Below are 21,762 nucleotides of genomic sequence, written 5' to 3'. Positions count from 1 at the left end.
GGATGAAAACACCAAATATTGTCGAAACATTAAAATTTGAGGAAATCTTTTCGCGAATGAAAGAAGAGTTAGTGCGTCGGAATGCAAGTTTTTCTGCACTAACTGAGAGTGATCCAGCAATAAAGATACTGGAAGTAGCAGCCTGGCGTGAACTTTTGCTTAGGCAAAGGATTAATGATGCAGCACAGGCAAATTTACTTGCTTTTGCAAGAGGTAATGACCTTGATCACTTGGCTGAATTTTATGGTGTGCTGAGAAAGGAGTCAGAGAATGATGAATCCTTAAGGAAGCGGGTAAAAGCCAAAATTGTTGGTTGGTCAACAGCAGGGAGTAAAGAGCATTATCGCTATCATGCATTATCTGCTGACACGAGAGTAAAAGATGCGCAAGTGGTATCACCTATACCAGGAAGTGTACAGATTTCAATACTTTCCACAGAAAATGATGGAGTACCTTCAGAAGAATTGCTAGAGATCGTCAGAAATCACGTTATTCGTGATGATATTCGTGTATTAACAGATACGCTTACAGTTATTGGCTGTGGTATTATTCCCATTACTATTCATGCTAAAGTGCATATTTACCCTACTGCATCAAAAGATGTTATCGAAGCTGTAAAGGAACAATTTATCAAAGATCTTGAATCTGCTAAAGGTTTAGGGTGGAATGTTACCAGATCATGGATTATTGCCCACCTCTTTATAGAAGGTATGCAGAATATAGAGCTTACAGAGCCGATAGAAGACATCGTCGTGCAAGATAATGAATGCGTTACTTTAAATAATTTAAGTGTTAGGTAAAAATTGGTGATACTTCCTCCAAATGCTTCAAAGCAAGAGCAAATACTTACAGACATAATTAATTATTCTCTTGATGCAAATTCTCTACGGGGATTTAAATTTAACCCACAGACTGAAATGTTGCCGTGGCTAGTAGCGGAATACGGCTTGGGAGAAATTTTATCCTGGGGTAAGAAAGCTACTAAGAGTGCATTAAAAGAATGGGTCTTAGCTAAACAAAACGGAATAAGATTTCAACGTTTGCGCGGTACACCACAGTCACTGAAGATGGCGCTGAAATGGGCAAACATTGATAATATTACCATTCAAGAAGAACCACCAGGAGAGCATTTTGCTGAATTTCAAATTGGCATCTCTGATGTTCCTAATGACTTTTTTGTCGATAGTGTAATTGCTCTGGCAAAACTTTCTGCACCGGCAAGATCTCGATTAATGCGAATATTCAATGACTATTACAATGCTCAGCGGTTTATGTTAGATGAAAGTATTTTTGGAGATCTTCTTTCAGACTACTCAGGTGTAAAAATAGCAAAAGAAGGACCAGTATTATCGTTTGGAAGAAAAAACTCATTTGAGCTGAAAATAGGAAATCCAAGATTTAAATTTGGCACTTTTAGATCACATTATGATAGAAGTTACAGTAATGATTTATATAGGTTAGATGTTGCAACATTAGGAGAGACAGAGCCTCACACGAAGAATTACAACGGTACATATGAAAGAAATCATGAGTGGTACAACTTAGAAGCACTATATCCTCTACCACAGAGTTTATTGCCAGAAATTAAGTTTGCTAAAGCATTGATAGTATTGTCAGATAGTTGGAATTTAGGGGATATCAATGCTTGTTTTGCATCAACTACTTATGAAGAAATAGAGCATACATTTCACTTAAGTGAAGATAAACTTTCTGAGCAGATTTGGAATTTTCAACGTACACCAATTTTAGAGCGATTTAGTATAACTTATTACTATGAAGCGAAGAATTTTACTGATCAAAAAATAATAGAGTCTAATTTAGTGGAATATCACGTTGATTGTAAAAATGATTCAGATTCAAAACAGAAAGATCCCATTCATGAGCTAGAAAATTACGTAGCAGCATTCTATCCAGGTATGGTTACTTGGCATGAACATCGCCACTTAAATCGCCCTTGGAAAGATTTTGATCCTATTATTGCAAAAAAATTGGACGTTTTCTCTACGGATCTTGTATATACATAATATCAACTGCACAATCAACTATGTCAGTACTCACACAATCAGGCAGAGCAGCTATTGCTGCGAGCATAAAAGAGCAACCGATACATCTTGCTTGGGGATCTGGAGATTCTACCTGGGAAAGCAGCTACAAAGTTGAAAAAACTTTTGCAGCAGGCGGCAAGATAAGTTTAGATCACCACACTATTAAAGATGTAAAAGTTTATACAGGGCAAACAATTTATCAGTCAAGCATAGATTATATAGTTGATAGTAGCTCAGGCACTATTGAGCGTGTAGAAAATGGTGCAATTATAGCAGATAGCGTAATCACTATAGAGTACACTCAAGACACACCACCGGAACTAATTACTTCTGCAACATTAATTAAGGAAGTTGGACGTCGTGTTGTTGATGAGATACTCTTTTGTACTGGTGATGATGATGGAGAGCTTCTAACTCCCACAGGTAGGTTTAAACTCTCTAATGTACCAACTAATAATCTCTATCTTAAATTTACTTTCGATTTCACGGACGCAGCAAATCAAGTAATAAGGGAGCTCGGGGTTATGGTTGGTACAAAGGTAAAGGAAAAAGTGTCATCTGGGCAGAGATATTTTGAGCCAAAAGACGTGGAAAATCCTGGAATTTTGTTAGTTTTAGAACACACCGTGCCACTTATCAGAACATCTGCAACTCGGGAAACTTTTTCATTTGTTGTAACTTTTTGAAATAAAATGACCTTAAATAGTTATTATAACCGCTTTAATCCTGACAAAGAATACGAAAAAAGTTTGTTTCTTGCTGGAAGAGGTCTACAGTCAGCAGAATTAAACGAGACTCAGGAGTATGCTCTCTCTAAGCTTAAAGGTATAGGCGATGCAATATTTCGTGATGGTGATGTTATAACAGGAAGCAATTGTATTATAGATAGAGAAACTGGTAAAGTTACACTTGAAGGAGGAAAAATCTATCTTCGTGGAGCAGTTAGAAAAGTAGAAGCAAAAGAGTTTGTTATTCCACTGAGTACCACAGTGCGTATAGGTGTTTATTATCTAGAATCTACGATTACAGAACTTGAGGACGAAAATCTTCGTGATCCTGCAGTTGGTACAAGAAACTATCAGGAAGTAGGAGCTGCAAGGCTTAAAGTTTCCATCATTTGGGGATACCAAGTAGAAAGTGTTACTGTTAACTCTACAAATGGCGAATTTTACCCAATTTACAACATTGAAAATGGAGTATTAATAGAACACTCACCGCCACCACAAGCAAATATAGTAACTACAGCTCTTGCTCGTTATGACAAAGAGGCAAATGGTTCCTACGTTGTAAATGGCCTTGAAGTGATGTTCCTCCACAAAGAAGAAAAGGGAGAAGAAGGGGTAAAAAAAGGTAAAAAAGAAATATTTGTGATTAATGAGGGCAAAGCTCATGTTGATGGCTATGAGATTGAGTTACCTCACAGTATTCGTGTTTCTTTTGATGAAGATCCGGATATAAAATCAGTTGAATCAGAACCACATACTTTTCAGCCAAATAGCCAAAGAGTAATGGAACTGAAGGTTAATGATTTTCCAATAAGTGAAATTAAAAAAGTAGATATAACTGTTCAGAAAACCATTACTGTTACTCATGGTTCATACTCTGGAGCTATTGATCCGATACCTGACTCTGCAGTACTTGAGATTATTCAAGTTAAACAAGGCAATGTTATTTATGAAAATAGTATAGATTACAAATTAAACGCAGGAAACGTTGATTGGTCATTACCAGGTAAAGAACCAGCTCCTGGAAGTAGTTATCAAATAACTTACCGCTGTCGCACTCATGTAAGCCCTGAAGATATAAGTGAGCAGGGGTGTAAAGTAAAAGGAGCAGTTGATAACAGCTTGGTTTTGATAGATTATACCTGGAAAATGCCCCGCTTTGATTTAATTACTATCGATAGCAAAGGGGTGGTAAGGAGAATAAAAGGAATTTCCCATTCTTGGCGACCACCGATGCCTAAAGCGCCCTCTGGACAACTTTTGCTCTGCTACATTCATCAGACGTGGAAAAACGGAGAAAAAGAAGGGGTAAAAATAGTGAATAATGCTATTCATGCTGTACCGATGAATGAGCTTGAAGCAATGAAAAAAGGAATAAATGATCTTTATGCGCTGGTTGCAGAGGAACGTCTACGCAATGATGCAAATTCAAGAGAACCTACCACCAAAAAAGGAGTATTTGTTGATTCATTCTTTGATGATGATATGCGCGATCAAGGAATTTTGCAGTCTGCAGCAATAGTAAATAAGGAACTAATTTTACCAATAGATGTAACGATTGCTGATATTGATGGAGGAGAAAAAACTTATTTGTTGCCATATGAACTTGAACCGGTACTGGAGCAGCTTTTACAGACCAAAGGAGAAAAGATCAATCCATATCAAGCTTTTGATCCAGTACCGGCACAAATTACTCTAAATAAAAACATTGACCACTGGACAGAGGTTATCACTAATTGGAAAAGTCCAGTAACTAGAGTATTTAATGTTAAAGAAACAACAGAATTGCTGTCAAGTACTTCATACGAAGCTGAATTTATGAGAGAAGCAGTACAAGATTTTGAAATTGAAGGTTTTGAGCTAGGTGAAAGGCTTAAAGAAGTAAAATTTGACGGCATCATTATCCAACCTATGTAAAAATAAAAAGAAAAAAAGTGGAAAATCAAGGACAAATAAGTGGAAAAATAAAAATCCCAGCAAATATTCCAGCAGGTACTAAATTAGTACAGTTCTTCGGTGATAAAGGCAGTTATGGAGAAGCAACTTATACTGGTAAAAAAACTATTACCATAGAAGAAAGAAGAAGAGTTATCGCAGCAAGAAGAGTTGATCCTTTAGCGCAAACATTTACTCTAAATGAAAGTAGGCACATAGGAGGCGTGGAACTATGGTTTGTAAATAAAGGCAAAAAACGTGTTGTTGTGCAGATTAGAGAAACAGCAGTGGGAGTGCCCTCGCAAACTGTCATTGCTGAAAGCTATATTGAGCCAAAAGATATAAAGATAGATGGCACAGCAACACGTATAGAGTGGTCACCAGTGTTTTGCCATGCAGGAGAGGAGTATGCAATAGTACTACTTACTGATGATGCAGATACTGCAGTAAAAATAGCAGAACTTGGCAAATATGATGCAGTAAATAGCCGTTGGGTAACAAGCCAGCCATATCAAGTAGGAGTATTACTTTCATCAAGCAATGCAAGCACCTGGACTCCACATCAAAATTTAGATTTAACGTTTCGGCTTTTGGCTGCAAAATTTAGCGAAAATTCTCACGTTATTGATCTGGGAAAAGTTACAGCAACCAATACTTCAGATTTAATTGTTTTGACGAACGTCGAAAAAGTAGCATTTGATACCAATGTGGAATTTATCTTAACAGATGAAGAGGGAAAAGAGAACTTTTTGTCTGATAATTTGCCACTTGCACTGCGTGAAAGACTATCTGGAGAGCTAACAGTAAAGGCAAGCCTAAAAGGAGGGCGAGAAAAAAGTCCAGTGCTATATCCTGGGTTACAGCTAGTTATGGGTAATATAGGGGAAAAAGGAGATTATGTTATAAGAAGTATTACAGCAGGAGCTAATACTAAAATCACCATAACGTACGATGCGCTGATACCTGGCACTGCAGATGTTAAAGCTTATGTACAAAAAAGCAACAGTGATTGGCAATTAGTAAATTTAACATCAGGAAAACCAATTGGAGAAAATTGGGTAGAGAGAACTCATGTGCTGACAAATTTTAATGCTAATGAGACAAGGATAAAATTAGTTTTAAGTGGAACGGTTATTTATCGTCCTAAAGTCAAAAATCTCAGAGTAATAGTAACATAAAATTTAAATGACTTTTGATCAAACCAAACGAGGATATCCTTTGCCGCATCCAGAGAACATAGCTGTAGAAGATGTAGTACGTATTCGCAGAGCCATAGAAAAGATAGATGAAGATATGAGTGAAAGAGAAGATGAACTTAAAAATAATTTTGAACGATTTAGATTTGAAACTTTTTTGAATTTTTGGGAATGAAAGAAGCAATAGAAGCATTACAGCAAAGGATAAAGGATTTAGCAGCAAATAGCACGGCTGATCAACTGGCATATCTTGCAAAATCGCTGGAATTGATAGCAGATAAAAAAGCTATTGCTGACATTGTACAAATAACTGAAGTAAAAGAGATAATTGATGCACTACAGAGAAGGCTTAAAGATTTAGCAGGAAGTAGTACACCAGATCAACTAGCATATCTTGCTAAAGCACTGGAATCAATAATCGACAAAAGTGCGGTTTCTGAAATTGTACAGATGACAGATGGTAAGTTAAAAGAACTCTTGAGCGCTGCAAGGACGCACTTAAGTGACATAAATAGCAATAAGGAAAATTCAATATCTGCAATAACTGAAGCGAAAACAGATTCTGTCAATGAAATTAACAAGCTTAGGGATAATTCCTTAAATACTTTAAAAGCATCATCAGATTCGCATATATCGCTACTTGATACGAGAAAGAATGCCAATATTGCAGCAATAAATAGCATTAGTAATAGTCATAAAGATGGTCTTAAAGGTTTAGTAGAAGATTTTCGTGCTGTTAATAATGTACCATCTGGCTCATCAATTATTAGGGAAATAGAAACTCGTGATAACCAATTAAAAACATCCCTGATAAATGAGGTAAAAACTCGGGATGAACAGTTAAAAGTGTCTCTTATAAATGAAATAAGAAAGCGCAACATGGTTGAACCAGGGTCATTACCTTTCTTATTTGGTGTACTTGGCAGAAAAAATAATTATTTTGGCCACGGAACTTTTACGACAGAGCTTGGAAAGTGGAGTAGTGATATAACAAAAACTGACTATATGTTACAACTACTAGCAGGTAGCCATACGTACAATACAGATTACGTTAGTTTTTATCGGCCAAGACAACTAAGTTTTATAGAGGGAAGTAAAGGAACATTTATTTACGGAGAGTTATGCACAAAAAGTTTTTCGGGTAGTTATGATGAGATATACTATTACCCGTATGCTGCACTTGGAGTAGTATTTGTAAAAAATACAACCAATGTGAACATAAATAAGACAATGGAATTTGTTGGATCATCGTATTCGAGTACGGAGTATGGGGGAGCAGGATTATTTGTGGGAACTCCTGATAACACTAATTCTAATAAATCAAGTATTTCAAAAATAGTATGGAAAAATGTTTACCAATACATGAGTTCTGATAGCAAGTTAGCCGGATCTGGTAATGTGGAGATTCCAGCAGGAAAAACAGTTGCAATATTACTTTACACATCATCTTATCTGTATTCCAGAACACAAGTTAGTCAAGGTATGCTTGCATCAAATTATGTACACAACTATGGTCAATTTATTCAGTGGGGGATTTATAACATACGTAGCAATGTTCTAACTACAGGACTTGAAGTAGATGTGGAGAGAACGCTAAAAGCTTGGCAATGTCCAGGATTATCTAACACGTATGAGATTTGGAGGTAACAAACAATGTCTATCTACATTAGATTTGAAAATGATAAACAAGTAGAAACAACAACACTTGAAAGCAAGCCAACTGAAAATGATTGGTATGAAGCACCAGAAGATTTTGATTGGCAAAAAAGCTATTGTTTAACAGAAGGAGGCAAAATTGCTCAGCGGAATCAAGAAGATATTGAATTGGAGTTACTACAAAATGCGAAGTTTTCTGCACTTTCTAATCTTCATGCTTATTATGATAACTATACTCACCAATACGCAGGATATTCTCATCAGAAGTCTAAGTCGTACGAAATACAAGCAAAAGCCGCAGAGAACATTTTAGCAGCACCAGAATCTATAGACAAAAAAGATGCAGAAATTATAGAGCCATTAGCAAAAGTCCGAGGAATTTCAGTAGTAGAAATGGCAAGAATAATTCAGGAAAAAGCAAAAAGAGCGAAAAAAGCAATAATCAAGTGCGAAGAATTGGTGGATATAGCTGAAAGGGAAATCGGTGAAGCTAAAAGTAAGGAAGAGCTGCAAACTTTGCTAGATGATTGTAAACAAAAAATGCAAGAAAGTTGAAAAGGGGAAAAAGAAATGACAGAACAGTTTCTACATGGAGTAAATGTTATCGAGGTTACCTCAGGAGCGAGGACAGTACGAACAGCTAAATCATCGGTAATTGGAGTAATTGGTACTGCACCTGATGCTGACGGGCAAAAGTTTCCACTAAATAAACCAATATTAATAGCAGGAAGCTTAAAAGAAGCAGCAAAACTTGGTCAATCTGGGACTTTGCCTTCAGCTATTAATGCAATTTTTTCCCAAATTGGTGCAACAGTAGTAGTTATTCGAGTTGAGGAGAAAGTAGAAGAGACGCTCAGCAATGTCATTGGTGGAGTTAACGAAGAAACTGGAGAATATCAGGGAATTCAAGCGTTCTTAAGCAGTGAAAGCATAGTTCATGTTGCGCCAAGAATACTAATTGCACCTCAGTTTACTCATCAATTATCTGGAGATGCTGGAAATCCAGTGGTTAGCGCTTTAATTCCTATAGCAGAAAAGCTAAGAGCAATAATAGTAGCAGATGGACCAAATACCAATGATGAAGAAGCAATAAAATGGAGAAAAAGTGTAGGCAGCTCAAGAGTTTATGTTGTTGATCCGTGGGTTAAGGTTTTTATTGAAGGAAAAGAAGAAATTCTCCCTCCAAGTTCATTTGTAGCTGGTTTAATAGCTAAGATAGATAGCGAGCAAGGCTTCTGGCACTCACCTTCAAATAAAGAGATAAATGGTATTGTTGGAACAAGCAGGCCTATTGATTTTACGCTCGGTAATATAAATTGTAGAGCAAACCACTTGAATGAAAATGAAGTAACAACGATAATTCATCAAAATGGCTATAGGCTTTGGGGAAATAGAACATGTTCAAATGACTCAAAATGGGCTTTTTTGTCAGTGAGAAGGACTGCAGATTTAATCAACGATAGTCTACTTCGAGCTCATTTATGGGCAGTTGATCGCAATATTACCAAAACTTATATAGATGATGTGATTGAGGGGGTAAATTCTTATCTTGCAAATTTAAAAGCGCAAGGGGCGATTATTAGCGGAAAATGTTATGCAACTCCAGAGCTCAATACACCAACAAATATTGCAAGCGGAAAAGTGTCTTTTGATTTTGAGTTCACGCCACCATATCCAGCTGAACAGATTACTTTCAGGTCACACCTTGTGAGTGGCGCAATATTGTAAAAGGAGAAAGAGAGATGTTACCAAAGATCCTAAAGAATTTTAACGTATTTGTTGATGGTCGTGGCTATGCAGGAAAAATAGATGAAGTAACCTTGCCAAAACTTACCATAAAAACAGAAGAATACAGAGCTGGTGGTATGGATATTCCAATAAATATTGATATGGGCATGGAAAAGCTTGAAGCAGATTTCACTTTTTCTGAATATGACTCTGAGCTCTTTAGACTTTTCGGATTGATAAACAATAATGCTGTTTCTCTTACTTTAAGAGGAGGTTTGCAGGGAAGTAGTGATGCCGAATCAGTAGTAATTAACTTAAGAGGGCTCTTTAAGGAACTTGATTTTGGTAACTGGAAGGCTGCTGAAAAAGCAACACTAAAATGTATAATTGCTGCCAACTATTATAAGCTTACCATTGATGGCAGAGAATTGATTGAAATTGACGCTGAGAATATGATTCGCAAGATCGATGGTGTTGATCAAATGACTTCTATGCGCACAGCTTTAGGAATTTAACTAAAAGGGTAAAACAATGCAAAAAATTAAATTAACTGAACCAATAAAAATCGATGGAATTTTAGTTTCAGAGCTAACTCTACGCCGTCCAAAAGTTCGAGATCGTTTAGCTGTTGAACGTATGGGTAATAGCGATGCAGAGAAAGAAGTAGCACTGATTGCAAATCTTGCAAGTATTTCAAGAGAAGCAGTAGAAGAATTTGATTTAGCAGACTACAATAAGATTCAAGAAACGTTACAAGGTTTTTTGTCTCAGCAGAAGAATTGAGGTTGAGCATATTATCACTTAGCTCAATGGTTGGTGGTGGAATCAATCAGTGGCTTGATATGGATATTGAAGAATTTATTACTTGGTTTGAAAGTAGCGGAAAATTATACAAATGAAGGCAATTTCTATAGTAATTGGAGCAACACTGCAAAGCAGTTTTAATAGTACGATAGCAGGTAGCACGAAGCAACTTTCTCGTATTGGTAGTACGATAAAACAACTTGAATCATCAAGTAAATCAGTATTCAAGTTTAAACAATTAAGCCACGATGCTCTGCTTGCTAGGCGTTCTTGGAATGAACTGGAAATAAAAACAAAATCTCTGGCTAAACAGATAAAAAATGTAGAAGCACCAAGTAAGAGCCTGCAAAATGAATTTACAAGATCCAAAGCTGCAGCACTGAAAGCTAAAACGGCTTATTTACAAAAAAGAAGTGCTCTCCACCTACTACGCACTGAGTTCAGTAAAAGTGGTAGAGATATAAAATCTCTTATTGGAGATCAAGTTAAACTTGGCTCTTCTATTGAAAAGCTTAAAAATAACTATACAGCTTTAAATTCCGTAATGCAAAAACGTAAAGGAGTTTTAGCGCAAAGAGCAAATTTCAAAGCTCAAATGATGGATGCTGTGGCACTTGGCCTCACCCTTGCAGCACCACTTAAGGCTGCAATTAGTTTTGAGAGTGCCATGGCTGATGTAAAGAAAGTTGTAAAGTTTGAAGATACAGATGTAAATGGCTTGACAAAACTTGGTGAAACATTAAAGGGGATGTCACGAGCAATTCCGCTATCTGCAGCAGAACTTGCGCAAATTACTGCAAGTGGTGGGCAGCTTGGTATTGAAGCTAAGGATCTTACGGTTTTCACAGACACTGTGGCCAAGATGGCAACTGCATTTGATATGTCAGCAGAAGAGGCAGGAGATGCTATTGCTAAGCTCTCTAATATTTACCAAATTAAAATTGGTGAAATGAAAAGCGTTGGTGATGCGATAAATCATATCTCTGATAACACTGCCGCAAAAGCTAAGGACATTGTTCCTGCACTAAACAGAATTGGTGGTACGGCAAGGCAATTTGGCTTAACTGTAGCGGAAGCAGGAGCTCTGGCAAGTAGCTTCATTAGTCTTGGCAAAACTCCTGAAAAAGCAGGTACGGCAATCAATGCAATGCTTAGCAAGCTGCAAACAGCAAGTAAACAGGGTGGAAACTTTCAAAAAGCTTTTCAGCAGCTAAAAATAAATGCTAAGGAATTTGAGAAAGCAATTGGCAAGAATGCACAAGGCACATTAGTTAAGTTTTTAGAAACAATTGCAAAACTAGATAAGCAAGAACGTTCTAGCGTTCTCTTTGATCTCTTTGGCCTTGAATATCAAGATGATATAGCACTACTTATTGGTAGTCTTGATGAATACAAAAAATCTTTACGATTAATAAACGGGGAATATAAGGGCTCAATGCAAAGGGAGTTTGAAAATAGAGCAAATACTACAGCAAACAACCTTCAGTTACTTAAAAACTCAATAGCAGAAGTAGGAATGAATCTTGGTTCTGTACTATTACCACCTTTAAATTTTACTGTTAATCTTCTGAGGTCAGCAACTACACAAGTAGCACTTTGTGCCAAGGAATATCCAGTACTGACTACAGTGATCATAAGTACGATTGCAACATTGATTAGTATTAAAATAGCAGCCATATCTCTTGGATATGCTTGGACTTTTGTAAAAGGTTCCTTATTTGCTCTTTTATCTACTTGGAAAATGTTTGGATCTGTTGTTACTTTGGTAAAAATAGGTCTTTCTGCAGTTTTTCCAGCAATAATTGCTGGATTTAAAGCATTGACAATTGCCGTAATGAGCAACCCTATGGGGCTGATTATTGGTGGTCTTGCTGTTGCTGCAACTTTGATAATTACCAAATGGCAAGTGGTAAAGAACTTTTTTGTTACTATCTGGGAATCGGTAAAAATTGTATGGAAATCTTTTTCTGATTGGGTAGGAAAGTTTTGGAATAATATTACTCAGCCTTTTAAAACAATCAATAATCTATGGAGCAAAAAAAATGAGGCTAAACTAGAAGTTAGATCTGTAAGTAATACTATAAGCGACGCCCTTAAGCACCCAATTGCAGCGCACAATAAGACTATAGAGAATAAAACACACAATAATCACTTTAATGTTAATATTCACCCAAGCTCTGGACAAGACGTACGTAGTATTGCTGATGAAGTAATGGAGCGAATTAGAGAGCAATTTAGTGGCGCACTTTATGATATAAATTAAATTATGCTGTCTCTTGGTCCATATAGATTTTCATTAACTGAGCGAGGTTTCACACGCAGGAATGAATATCGCTGGCCTGCACTTGAGCGTATTGGAGAAAAGCCATTACTTCAAAGTATTGGTCCTGGAGAGGACGTTATTGAGCTTGCGGGAGTAATCTATTCAGGAGGACTGGGACAAATAAATAATATGCGAAATTTATCGAAACCTCTTTTACTCATTGATGGCCAAGGTAACATTTTAGGCCATTTTGTTATTGTGAAAATAGAAGAAACGCAGAGATATTTTTTTCCAAATGGTGAAGCAAGAAAGATTGAGTTTCACTTAAGTTTGAAGCACTATGATAACGTGTTGTCAGACGGATCACTAAATAATCCAGTTGATGATATACAACTTGATAATGATATATTACAAAACTAAGGAAAATGATATGTTAGATTTAATCTGCTGGAACTACTATGGATTCAGCTCAGGAGCAGTTGAGATTGTGTTAAGAGCTAATCCTGGGCTTTCAGAGTACGAACTTCTTCCTGCAGGATTAATCATTAAACTTCCTGTTATTCAAAAAGAGACACAAAAGCAAGTAGTAAAACTATGGGATTAAAATGACACCAGACTTTAGTATTTCAGTAGAGGGAATTTTAATCACTGAGTTGATAAAAAGTCGGTTAGTATCAATGCATATTACTGATGAAGCTGGAGTAATAAGTGATACTGCTGTAATTCATCTTGATGACCGTGATTCATTATTTGAAATTCCTAGAACTGGGGCAAAGCTAAATATTTTACTTGGGTATAAAGAAACTGGCATTGTGCCGATGGGAGATTACATAGTGAATGAAATTACGCTACAAGGCCCGCCACAAGGACTAAAAATCAAGAGTCATGCAGCGGATCTAAAAGAGTCATTAAAGGAACAAGTGTTTAATGAGTGGCATCAAATCACCTTAAATGATTTGGTAAAAAAGATTGCAGACAAACATGGCTATCAAGCTAAGGTTGCTGCAGAGTTTGCAAATATCATGATATCACATATTGATCAGACTGCAGAGAGCGATATGCATTTTTTAACCAGGCTTGCTCAAATTTATGGAGCAATAGCAAAACCTGCTGGAGGGTATTTACTGTTTGTTTCAAAAGGAAAAGCAAAGTCAGTTACCGGAAAAACTTTAAGCACTATTACTTTAACACCTAGAGATATTACAAATTGGAAAGTAAAATTTAATGAGCGTAATCAATATGGCTCGGTTATTGCTTACTGGTATGATTATGAAAAAGCAGAGACAATAACGGAAAAAGTAGGTGATCAAGAACCAAGCTATATTTTGCGAGATATTTATGCAAGTAGTGATTTGGCACAAAGTGCAGCATCTGCGAAGTTGAATCAGCTGATGAGTAATGCAGCAACACTCAATGTCACAATGCCAGGAAATCCTGAATTATTTGCTGAAGCAAAGATTAATCTTTCTGGATTTCGCAAAGGAGTTTATGGTAAATGGATAATAAATAGGGCTGAGCATGTAATTGATAACCTTGGCTATCGTACTATATTAACAGTAGTTATGGGAAAATAAATTGATAATTTCCTCATAAATATCTTTTTTTTCTTTATTATTGTTTAATTCCTCTACAGCAAGATCTAAAGGAGTTTTTTTATCTTTGTTTTTAGCAAGAGGATTTGCTCCATTTTTCAGTAGAAATTTAACAATTTCCAAGCGTCCTTCCTGTGCAGCATAGTGCAAAGCTGTCCAGCCAAAAGCATCAGTAGTGTTTACATTAATGCCTTCTTCAATTAGAAATTTTACAACTTCCAAACAGCCTCCGCTTGTAGCATAGTGTAATGATGTTGCACCAAAATGATGAGTAGCATTGATATCTACTACATTTTTTATTAAGGATCTTACAGTATCTAAATTACATTTTTCAGCTGCAGTAGATAATGTTTCCAGATCATTGCCACTTGCCTTACTTTTTATTGGCACATCTTTTGATAATTGGTCTGTACTAAAGTGCTGATACAGAACAATAACGCATATCATCGGTATTATTGAACTTGTTAACAATTTCCAAAAAAGGCTAGATTTCATGTTGATTATATTATTTACATCGCTTGTTTAGTGCAACTAATTAACTTTATTTTAGAAAAGATTTTTTGGACGTATTTTTGATGAATCTTGTATATGTATATATACAACTTTTCCTTTAAAAAAGATGACAAACACAGGAAAGATTCCTATGGCAGTAATTGCTACTATGGTGATACAAACAATAGCATTGATCTGGTGGCTAGCTAAGCTCGACTTAAGAGTGCATATGCATGATAAATTTATAGAGCAAAATCAAAGGACTACAGAAATCATCTATCGCCTTGAAGAAAGAGTTAAAAATCTTGCTGAAGAAGTTAATGAACTTGAGCAGAAACACAAATAAAAAAGTGGCAAAGTATATTTTATCCGTTGATGGAGGTGGAATTAGAGGAATCATTCCTGCCATTATTCTAGCAGAAATTGAATCTAGAACAAGAAAGCCAATTTCCCAGATTTTTGACTTAATGGCAGGAACCTCAACCGGTGGGATTATTGTTGCTGGACTTTGTAAAAGCAATAAACCTCAATACTCTGCCAATGATTTAGTTGGACTTTACCAAGAGTATGGAGCTTATATCTTTCAATCATCATTTTGGAGAAAATCAATTGCTTCTTGGCTGAGTGGTTCTCAGTACTTGTATAGAAATATGGAATTTATTCTCAACAAATACTTTGGTGAAAGTACTATGGCCGATGTTGCAAGTAATCTACTGCTCACCAGATACCGTCTTTATTGTCAACAAATTATTTAGCTAAAAAGAATAAAAAATAACAAAAAGTTTTAATTTAGGCTGATACCTTCTATAAACTAGTGTAACTATTTATAAGTACTTTCAGTTTGTGTGGCGTACTTATAAATAGTTACACTAATTTTTTACTGTGCCTTCTTAGTTTTATGAGAATTGTTTTACAAAGTTACTAAGCAACTCTGTTAAAGTCAATGTGAGAGGCAGTGCATCAGTTATACGTTCAGCGAATCTGTCTCTTATAAAACAAGCAGCAATTGTAACCAGGTAATAAAGATACTCAAGAACATCTAAAGTTTAGTACAAATGACAAAATATATTCTCTCAATTGATGGTGGTGGAATAAGAGGAATTATTCCAGCAATGATATTATCCGGAATAGAGCAAAAAACGGGTAAACCTATTTCTCAAATTTTTGATTTATTGGTGGGTACTTCAACTGGTGGTACTATTGTAGCAGGATTATGTAAAAAAGATAGCAAAGGAAAGCTACAATATTCAGCTGATGACTTGGTTAATCTTTATCAGGAGTACGGACCTTATATTTTTAAGTCTTCATTTCTAAGAAGATCAATATTTTCTTGGATTAACGGTGCACAATACCCCAGTAAAAATATTGAACATGTACTTCATAAATATTTTGGCGATGATATCCTTAAAAACACTTTAAGTAATGTGTTGATTACGAGTTACGATATTCACAATAATTGCCCATTTTTCTTCAAAAGCTGGAAAGAGGATAGAAATTTTATTAAATTAAGGGATGTATTAAGAGCAGCAACTGCAGCACCTACTTACTTTGCACCTAAATATTTAAAAATCAACCAAAAGGAAATGGTATTAATAGATGGAGGAGTTTTTGCCAATAATCCAGCAGCATGTAGCTATGCAAGCAGCAGAAAGCTATTTCCTAACGATGATGTAGTACTTCTGTCCATCGGCACTGGCAGATCGTCTCATTCCATTAAATACCTCAGATCGAAAAGACTTGGCAAAATATCCTGGATTAAGCCATTGATAAACGTAATGTTTGCCTCTGGACTAGATTGTGTAAATTATCAGCTAGACCAGATTATTAACAATAGCTATATCAGAATTCAATCGCAGCTAAAAGTAGCATCAACGGAGATGGACAATACAACATACGAAAATATCAAGTGTTTAAAAAAAGAAGCACAAATGATGATTGAATGTAATCAAAAAGCAATAGATAAATTCTGTACAGTAGTATCATAAACTTTAACCTTTTAATCTAGAACTCGCATTTTTGGACGTTTCCTTTTAAGCTTCAGTAAACCTCCTAACTCTATAGTTCTTGATATGATCTGGATTAAAAGCCTTCCTTGAACTTAAAACACCAAAAACTATATGGAGTAATTTACGCATTGCAGCTCCCACAATGGCCATATTATGCTTGCCTTTCTCTTTTAACTTCTCACAAAAAGTCATAATGATAGGATTGTGATTTTTAGCTACTATAGCAGGAAAGTACGTTGCCTTACGTAATATGCGTGAACCGGTTTTACTTAATCTGGGCTTGGCATGTACAGATGAGCCTGATGTTATATTTTGTGGTATAGTTCCAGCATATGCTGCCAATTGCCTGGCATTTATAAAAGTTTTTATATCAGGAATTTCAGCTAAAATAGCTATTGCTGATTCTTCTCCTATGCCTGGAATAGTCAATAGAAGTTGAAAATTTTCCAACAATTCTTTGTGTTGATTTAATAGTTCACGTACGGAGTTTTTTATTGTTTCTGTTGATTGTTCTATGTTCATTGCAAGGCTTTCCCAAGCATTTACAACTTCTTCAGGAAGTCTCTCTTTTTTTTCTAAATGATTATTTGCTAGTGTTAACTCATCTTTTAATGCATCTGAGCAACGATAAAGATGTTTTAATTTTTTCTTTTCAGGAGAAGGTGGTGTCCAACGAGAAGGTTCCTGTCTTTGACAATAATCTGCAATAATCTCTGCATCATACTGGTCATTCTTTTGTCGTTTCAGCTTACTCCTTGCATAAGATTTTATGCAATAAGGATTTACAACACTAACGAAATATCCGGCATTGTGGAGAAATTCAGCCAAAGCTTCACTATAGCAACCAGTAGCTTCCATACAGGCTTTTACCTCTTCTATGTTATGTTTTTGTAGAAAGTTTGCCAGGCCTTGAAATCGAGAATCATCGTTTTTAAATTTCCTTTTTCTAGTTTCACGTTTTCCTTTTTTACTTATAAACGAAAGAAAAACGTCAAAGCGTTCTTTTGAAACATCTATACCAAGAAAGTTGTTGATCATATATAACTCCATACGTTACTATTTTAAAATGAAAAGTAAGGCTTACCTTGTGAATACAGAATTAGAACCATTGAGGTCTTTCTACGATACCGTCCAGCCTATACTTTTGAGAAGGGGACTCTTATCTGGTCAACAGATTTTATATCTAAGTTATGACTCAGAGTTCTTCCCTTCTCCACCTAATGCTTAAGCTTAAAACACTAGATGCTTTTTACAAGATACAAGTTATGACATTCACAATAGTTGTGAATTTTTCTTCAAAAGTTGGAAAGAAAAAAACATTAAGTTGAAAGATGCACTCAGAGCTACAACAGCTGCTCCAACGTACTTCACACCAAAACGTCTGAAAATTAGCCAAACAGAGAGAGTGTTGATAGATGGCGGAGTGTTTGCTAATAATCCAGCAGCTTGTGCATATGCAAGTGGCAAGAGATTATTTCCAAATGATGAGATTATACTGCTATCAATAGGCACTGGTGGAACAGATAGAAGTATAAAGTATGCTAACTCAAGGAAATTTGGCAAAATAGGGTGGATCAAGCCACTACTGAATGTGATGTTCGCTTCTGGATTGGATTGCGTTGATTATCAACTAGAACAAGTAATAGATGATAAATACATAAGAATACAATCGCAATTGAAAGTAGCATCGACTGAGATGGACAATATTACACTCAAAAATATCAAATTTCTTCAGCAAGAGGCAAGTAAAATGATAGAGGATAACCAGAAAGTGATAGACAAATTCTGCAAGCAAAATCGAAAACTATAACTGAGCTAGAAAAACAAAATAAGCGAGTTTCTAGTATCTACTTTAATAAATTTACTAAAATATTTTTTTAATATTATATATTGAATACAGAAGCACAAGAATTTCATCCAGTAATGCAGATAATTAATTATGTAATCACCTTTGTTGGTATTTTAATATATTGTGTAGAAATCAGTAAACTAATGTTGCTTTTAATTCAGGTTAAGTTTTGGAAGCATGATTTTCAAGTTCCTCAATAGATAAATCTGTTATTTTAGAAATAGCATTAACAGAAACGTCCAACATAAGTAGATTATTTGCAACCTTTATTGACTCTGCTTTGTAAATCAGGAATGTTGCACCAAATGTTGACATTAAACTTTATGATATGAGGTATCTTTGATGTTTTTACGCTACTAAATTCATGATATCCATCTCTTGGCGATTTAAGCCTATTTTTAGAGTATTTATAAAAAGACGATAAGACCCCTTCTACATCTAAAGCCTAAAATGCAATTCTCAGATGATCTCTGACAGACGTTTTTTTCATCAACACATTCAAAACAATAAAAAGATTGAATATTTCTTCACAATTGTGTATAATTATTAATGCTTTGGTGCCGTAACGATTATACTTTAAAAAGAATGTTGGCTACTGAGAAGAATGAAGACATCTTCATCAGAAAAAAAAGGGGCAAAAACAGAGAAAATTGATGTAACTACTTAAGGCAGGTGTCTCTATTGCAGCTGAGACAGCTGATCACTCATGATCAAATAAAAAAGTTATAAGCACACAGATTGGATCACAGTATCTTTTTTAAGAAGAAGATTTATCTTGCTTAAAAACTTGTAGATACTATATTTTACATAAATTCTTCATGCGAGGCCTTTATGTTTACTAATAGAATATCTAATAATCTGGATCAGCTACAATTTTTTGTAGAGTTTTTAAACGAAAATTATGAAACTCAGAAACATCTTAGTCTTACACCACTACATTTAGCAGCAGGAAATGGTCAGTTGGATTTAGTCAACACTTTATTAGGAGGGGGTTTAGATATTAACTCAGAGATTAAGTACGATGGCTTTACGCCACTGTATTTTGCAATTGCAAAAAATCACTTAGAGATGGTTAACTTTCTTATTGCTCATGGAGCAGATGTAAACCATAGGGCCATTCTAGGCTTTACACCTTTAAGTTTTGCATCCCAGCAAGGATATTTAGATATAGTCAACACCTTGATTGCAAATGGAGCAGATCTTAGTACTAAAACAGATAAACTTAATACACCTTTACACCTAGCAGCAGAGAATGGTCATCTAGATATAGTAAATGTTTTTATTGAAAAGGGATTAGATGTTAATGCTGTAAATAATGATCGAGCAAGACCTTTGCATTCTGCAGTACAAAATGGTAACCTCGAAGTAGTTAAAGCTCTTATTTCACAAGGGTCTAATATTAACGCTGGATCTTCAGGCATAGGTAATCGTAAAGTTGATGCAAACATTACACCCTTACATCTGGGAACACAAACTGGTAGGTTAGATATAGTTAAAGTTCTGCTTGAAGCGGGAGCAAACGTTAATGCAAAAACAGATGATAAGATTACACCTCTACATTTAGCGTCTCAAAATGGCTTTTTAGAGTTAGTAGACATTTTACTAAAAGCAAAATCTAATGTTAATGCTAAGGATTATGAGAATCTTACACCTCTACATTTAGCAGCAGAACGTAATCACTTTGGAGTAGTTAAGTCTCTTCTTCTCGTAAGGGGAATTGATGTTAATGCTAAGGACCACGATAATTCCACAGCTTTACATATAGGATCTCAGAATGGTCACTTAGAAGTAGTGAAGCTACTAATAGAGAAAAAAGCCAATGTTCATGCTAAAAAAAACGAAGGTTTTACACCTTTGCATCTAGCAATTCAGCAAAGTCATTTCGAGGTGAGTGATTTTTTAATTAAAAATGGAGCAAACATTAACACCGTGGATGATCAGAATTGGACTCCTTTACATAATGCAGCATATAATGGTTTTTCTTTAAAAATAGTAGAGAGCTTAATTGCAAAAGGAGCAAATATAAATGCAAAGATGGATGATGGTAGAAGAGCTCTACATTTGGCAGCAGAACATAATCGCTTGGAAATAATGAATTTCTTGATTGAAAATGGAGCAGATATTAATGCTCTAGATAACAGAAGTTGGACTCCTCTACATTGTGCAGCATATGATGGTAATTTAGAAGTTGCTAAATCTTTGCTTGATAAAGGAGCAGACATTAATGCTAAAACAGTTAAAAGTACTACACCTCTACACTTTGCAGTAGACCATGATCATTTAGAGGTGGTTGAATTGCTCTTAGAAAAGGAAGCAGATATTAATGCTTTAGATCACACAAATTGGACTCCTTTACATTTTGCAGCAGAAAAAGGTTATGATCAGATAGCAACCGTTCTATTGAAACATGGTGCTGATGTAAATGTAAAAGAAAATCAAAATAAAGGCACAGCCCTACATCTTGCAGCTCAATATGGTCATCCTAAGGTAGTTAAAACTCTTATTATAAATGGAGCGGATGTTAATGCAAAAATGGATAAAAATGCTACGCCTTTACACTTAGGGGCACAAATTGGTAATTTAGATATAGTTAGGTCTCTACTTATGAGCGGAGCATACTTTAATGCTAGAGCTGAAGGAGGTAGATATGTTTTACCATTACACTTTGCGGAAAGAAGAGGAAACCCAGAAGTAATAAAATTACTAAAATTGGTTGAGAAGTTATTTAAGGCTATAGAAGATAATAATTATTTAGGAATTGAGAGTTCCATTAGAGATGGAGCAATCATTGATTCGAAGAACGTGGATGGAAGAACGCCATTACATTATGCTGTTAATAATGGGCACATAAAAGTTGTAAATATCTTGCTAGCAAATGGAGCTGATGCTACTCAAGTTACTAACAAGGGTAATACACCATTACACACTGCTGCTTCCAAAGGTCATAAAGAAATTATTGAAGCTTTGTTACAACGTGTAAGCCACAATAAATTGAGTGATTTTATTAATGCTAAAACAATAGTTAAAGGCACTACATCGTTGCATGTTGCTACTGAAAATAGCTTTTTCGAAGCTGTAAAATCTTTGTTGAAACATGGTGCAATTTATAACATCAAGAATAAAGAAGGTAAAACACCACTTGATCTTTCTCGAGACCAGAATATTACTAACCTATTGAAATTAGTAGAAGAGCTATTTGAAAATGCAAAAAATGGTAATGTTGAAATTATCAGTAAGCTGAGAGCAATAAAACCCGATGAGCGCGTAGCTGTAACAAATGCTCGTGATGATCAAGGCAAGTCATTAGTCCAGGTTGCAGTAATCAATAAACACTCAAACCTTGCAAGTAGATTATTAGAAATATTAAAAAGTCCAGATCAGAGTTTACAAGATGTCAGCGTAGAAAATCGAGTAAAGAGTTTAAAGTTATAGCTCTCTTAAATGAAACTCTAATGAGGGTGCCAAGATCTA

General features: G+C 35.5%; 21 protein-coding genes and 2 pseudogenes. 20 read left to right on the top strand and 3 right to left on the bottom strand.

Annotated features, from left to right (window positions below):
- Positions 1–2 precede the first annotated feature (2 nt).
- The 15 genes from OM967_RS03950 (at position 3) to OM967_RS03880 (ending at position 13,926) form a co-directional block, all read left to right on the top strand.
- On the top strand, positions 3–800 hold the full coding sequence (locus tag OM967_RS03950) for a baseplate assembly protein (RefSeq protein ID WP_012673241.1): 798 nt from the start codon (positions 3–5) through the stop codon (positions 798–800).
- Positions 801–806: 6 nt separating this feature from the next.
- Positions 807–2,024 carry a phage tail protein gene (locus OM967_RS03945; RefSeq protein WP_264337888.1) on the top strand — a complete coding sequence of 406 codons (1,218 nt, stop codon included), beginning with the start codon at positions 807–809 and terminating at the stop codon, positions 2,022–2,024.
- A gap of 20 nt (positions 2,025–2,044) precedes the next feature.
- Positions 2,045–2,731 carry a hypothetical protein gene (locus tag OM967_RS03940; RefSeq protein WP_264337662.1) on the top strand — a complete coding sequence of 229 codons (687 nt, stop codon included), beginning with the start codon at positions 2,045–2,047 and terminating at the stop codon, positions 2,729–2,731.
- A gap of 6 nt (positions 2,732–2,737) precedes the next feature.
- On the top strand, positions 2,738–4,687 hold the full coding sequence (locus OM967_RS03935) for a DUF4815 domain-containing protein (RefSeq protein WP_264337661.1): 1,950 nt from the start codon (positions 2,738–2,740) through the stop codon (positions 4,685–4,687).
- A gap of 17 nt (positions 4,688–4,704) precedes the next feature.
- Positions 4,705–5,883 carry a hypothetical protein gene (locus OM967_RS03930; RefSeq protein WP_264337660.1) on the top strand — a complete coding sequence of 393 codons (1,179 nt, stop codon included), beginning with the start codon at positions 4,705–4,707 and terminating at the stop codon, positions 5,881–5,883.
- A 7-nt stretch (positions 5,884–5,890) separates the two neighbouring features.
- Positions 5,891–6,076, top strand: coding sequence for a hypothetical protein (locus OM967_RS03925; RefSeq protein WP_174517025.1), 186 nt, complete (start codon positions 5,891–5,893; stop codon positions 6,074–6,076).
- Positions 6,073–7,548, top strand: a complete 1,476-nt coding sequence (locus tag OM967_RS03920) for a coiled-coil domain-containing protein (RefSeq protein WP_264337659.1) — start codon at positions 6,073–6,075, stop codon at positions 7,546–7,548. The genes OM967_RS03925 and OM967_RS03920 overlap by 4 nt, the downstream gene beginning before the upstream one ends.
- A 6-nt stretch (positions 7,549–7,554) precedes the next feature.
- Complete coding sequence (locus OM967_RS03915) at positions 7,555–8,112, top strand: hypothetical protein (RefSeq protein WP_264330657.1); 558 nt, start codon at positions 7,555–7,557, stop codon at positions 8,110–8,112.
- A 15-nt stretch (positions 8,113–8,127) separates the two neighbouring features.
- Positions 8,128–9,285 (top strand): phage tail sheath subtilisin-like domain-containing protein, encoded by a 1,158-nt coding sequence (locus OM967_RS03910; RefSeq protein WP_208571641.1) that lies wholly within the window; start codon positions 8,128–8,130, stop codon positions 9,283–9,285.
- Between the two features lie 14 nt (positions 9,286–9,299).
- Positions 9,300–9,800 carry a phage major tail tube protein gene (locus tag OM967_RS03905; protein ID WP_065094343.1) on the top strand — a complete coding sequence of 167 codons (501 nt, stop codon included), beginning with the start codon at positions 9,300–9,302 and terminating at the stop codon, positions 9,798–9,800.
- 16 nt (positions 9,801–9,816) lie between these two features.
- Positions 9,817–10,068, top strand: a complete 252-nt coding sequence (locus OM967_RS03900) for a phage tail assembly protein (RefSeq protein ID WP_015588509.1) — start codon at positions 9,817–9,819, stop codon at positions 10,066–10,068.
- Between the two features lie 112 nt (positions 10,069–10,180).
- A complete protein-coding gene (locus tag OM967_RS03895; protein WP_264337658.1) occupies positions 10,181–12,352 on the top strand; it encodes a phage tail tape measure protein in 2,172 nt (723 codons plus the stop codon).
- Positions 12,353–12,355: 3 nt separating this feature from the next.
- Positions 12,356–12,772: a phage tail protein gene (locus OM967_RS03890; protein ID WP_191110947.1), complete on the top strand. Its 417-nt coding sequence runs from the start codon at positions 12,356–12,358 to the stop codon at positions 12,770–12,772.
- Between the two features lie 10 nt (positions 12,773–12,782).
- Complete coding sequence (locus OM967_RS03885; protein WP_255586148.1) at positions 12,783–12,956, top strand: tail protein X; 174 nt, start codon at positions 12,783–12,785, stop codon at positions 12,954–12,956.
- 1 nt (position 12,957) lies between these two features.
- Positions 12,958–13,926 (top strand): phage late control D family protein, encoded by a 969-nt coding sequence (locus OM967_RS03880; protein ID WP_264337657.1) that lies wholly within the window; start codon positions 12,958–12,960, stop codon positions 13,924–13,926.
- On the opposite strand, the gene OM967_RS03875 is transcribed toward OM967_RS03880, so the two are convergent.
- Positions 13,903–14,439: an ankyrin repeat domain-containing protein gene (locus OM967_RS03875; RefSeq protein WP_264337656.1), complete on the bottom strand. Its 537-nt coding sequence runs from the start codon at positions 14,437–14,439 to the stop codon at positions 13,903–13,905. The two genes, OM967_RS03880 and OM967_RS03875, sit on opposite strands and share 24 nt — an antisense overlap.
- A 124-nt stretch (positions 14,440–14,563) precedes the next feature.
- Between OM967_RS03875 and OM967_RS03870 the strand changes: the two genes are divergently transcribed.
- From OM967_RS03870 to OM967_RS03860, 3 genes and pseudogenes are all read left to right on the top strand, one after another.
- On the top strand, positions 14,564–14,782 hold the full coding sequence (locus OM967_RS03870) for a hypothetical protein (RefSeq protein WP_191110950.1): 219 nt from the start codon (positions 14,564–14,566) through the stop codon (positions 14,780–14,782).
- A gap of 4 nt (positions 14,783–14,786) precedes the next feature.
- Positions 14,787–15,173 (top strand): annotated as a pseudogene (locus OM967_RS03865) (patatin-like phospholipase family protein); the annotation flags it as partial.
- A 318-nt stretch (positions 15,174–15,491) separates the two neighbouring features.
- Positions 15,492–16,421, top strand: a complete 930-nt coding sequence (locus OM967_RS03860) for a patatin-like phospholipase family protein (protein ID WP_264337378.1) — start codon at positions 15,492–15,494, stop codon at positions 16,419–16,421.
- 45 nt (positions 16,422–16,466) lie between these two features.
- Here OM967_RS03860 and OM967_RS03855 read toward each other — a convergent pair whose 3' ends face one another.
- On the bottom strand, positions 16,467–17,480 hold the full coding sequence (locus OM967_RS03855) for an IS110 family RNA-guided transposase (RefSeq protein ID WP_264337377.1): 1,014 nt from the start codon (positions 17,478–17,480) through the stop codon (positions 16,467–16,469).
- 220 nt (positions 17,481–17,700) lie between these two features.
- On the opposite strand from OM967_RS03855, the pseudogene OM967_RS03850 reads away from it, so the two are divergent.
- Positions 17,701–18,252, top strand: a pseudogene (locus OM967_RS03850) (patatin-like phospholipase family protein); the annotation flags it as partial.
- A gap of 201 nt (positions 18,253–18,453) precedes the next feature.
- On the opposite strand, the gene OM967_RS03845 reads toward OM967_RS03850, so the two are convergent.
- On the bottom strand, positions 18,454–18,606 hold the full coding sequence (locus tag OM967_RS03845; protein ID WP_174516912.1) for a hypothetical protein: 153 nt from the start codon (positions 18,604–18,606) through the stop codon (positions 18,454–18,456).
- Between the two features lie 516 nt (positions 18,607–19,122).
- Here OM967_RS03845 and OM967_RS03840 point away from each other — a divergent pair.
- Positions 19,123–21,723, top strand: coding sequence for an ankyrin repeat domain-containing protein (locus OM967_RS03840; protein ID WP_264337655.1), 2,601 nt, complete (start codon positions 19,123–19,125; stop codon positions 21,721–21,723).
- Positions 21,724–21,762: the final 39 nt, after the last annotated feature.

The organism is Wolbachia endosymbiont (group B) of Dolichovespula media, from assembly GCF_947179505.1.
Lineage (GTDB): Bacteria > Pseudomonadota > Alphaproteobacteria > Rickettsiales > Anaplasmataceae > Wolbachia.
Note: the sequence above shows the minus strand (reverse complement) of the source record. Positions and strands in the feature narration are given on the sequence as shown.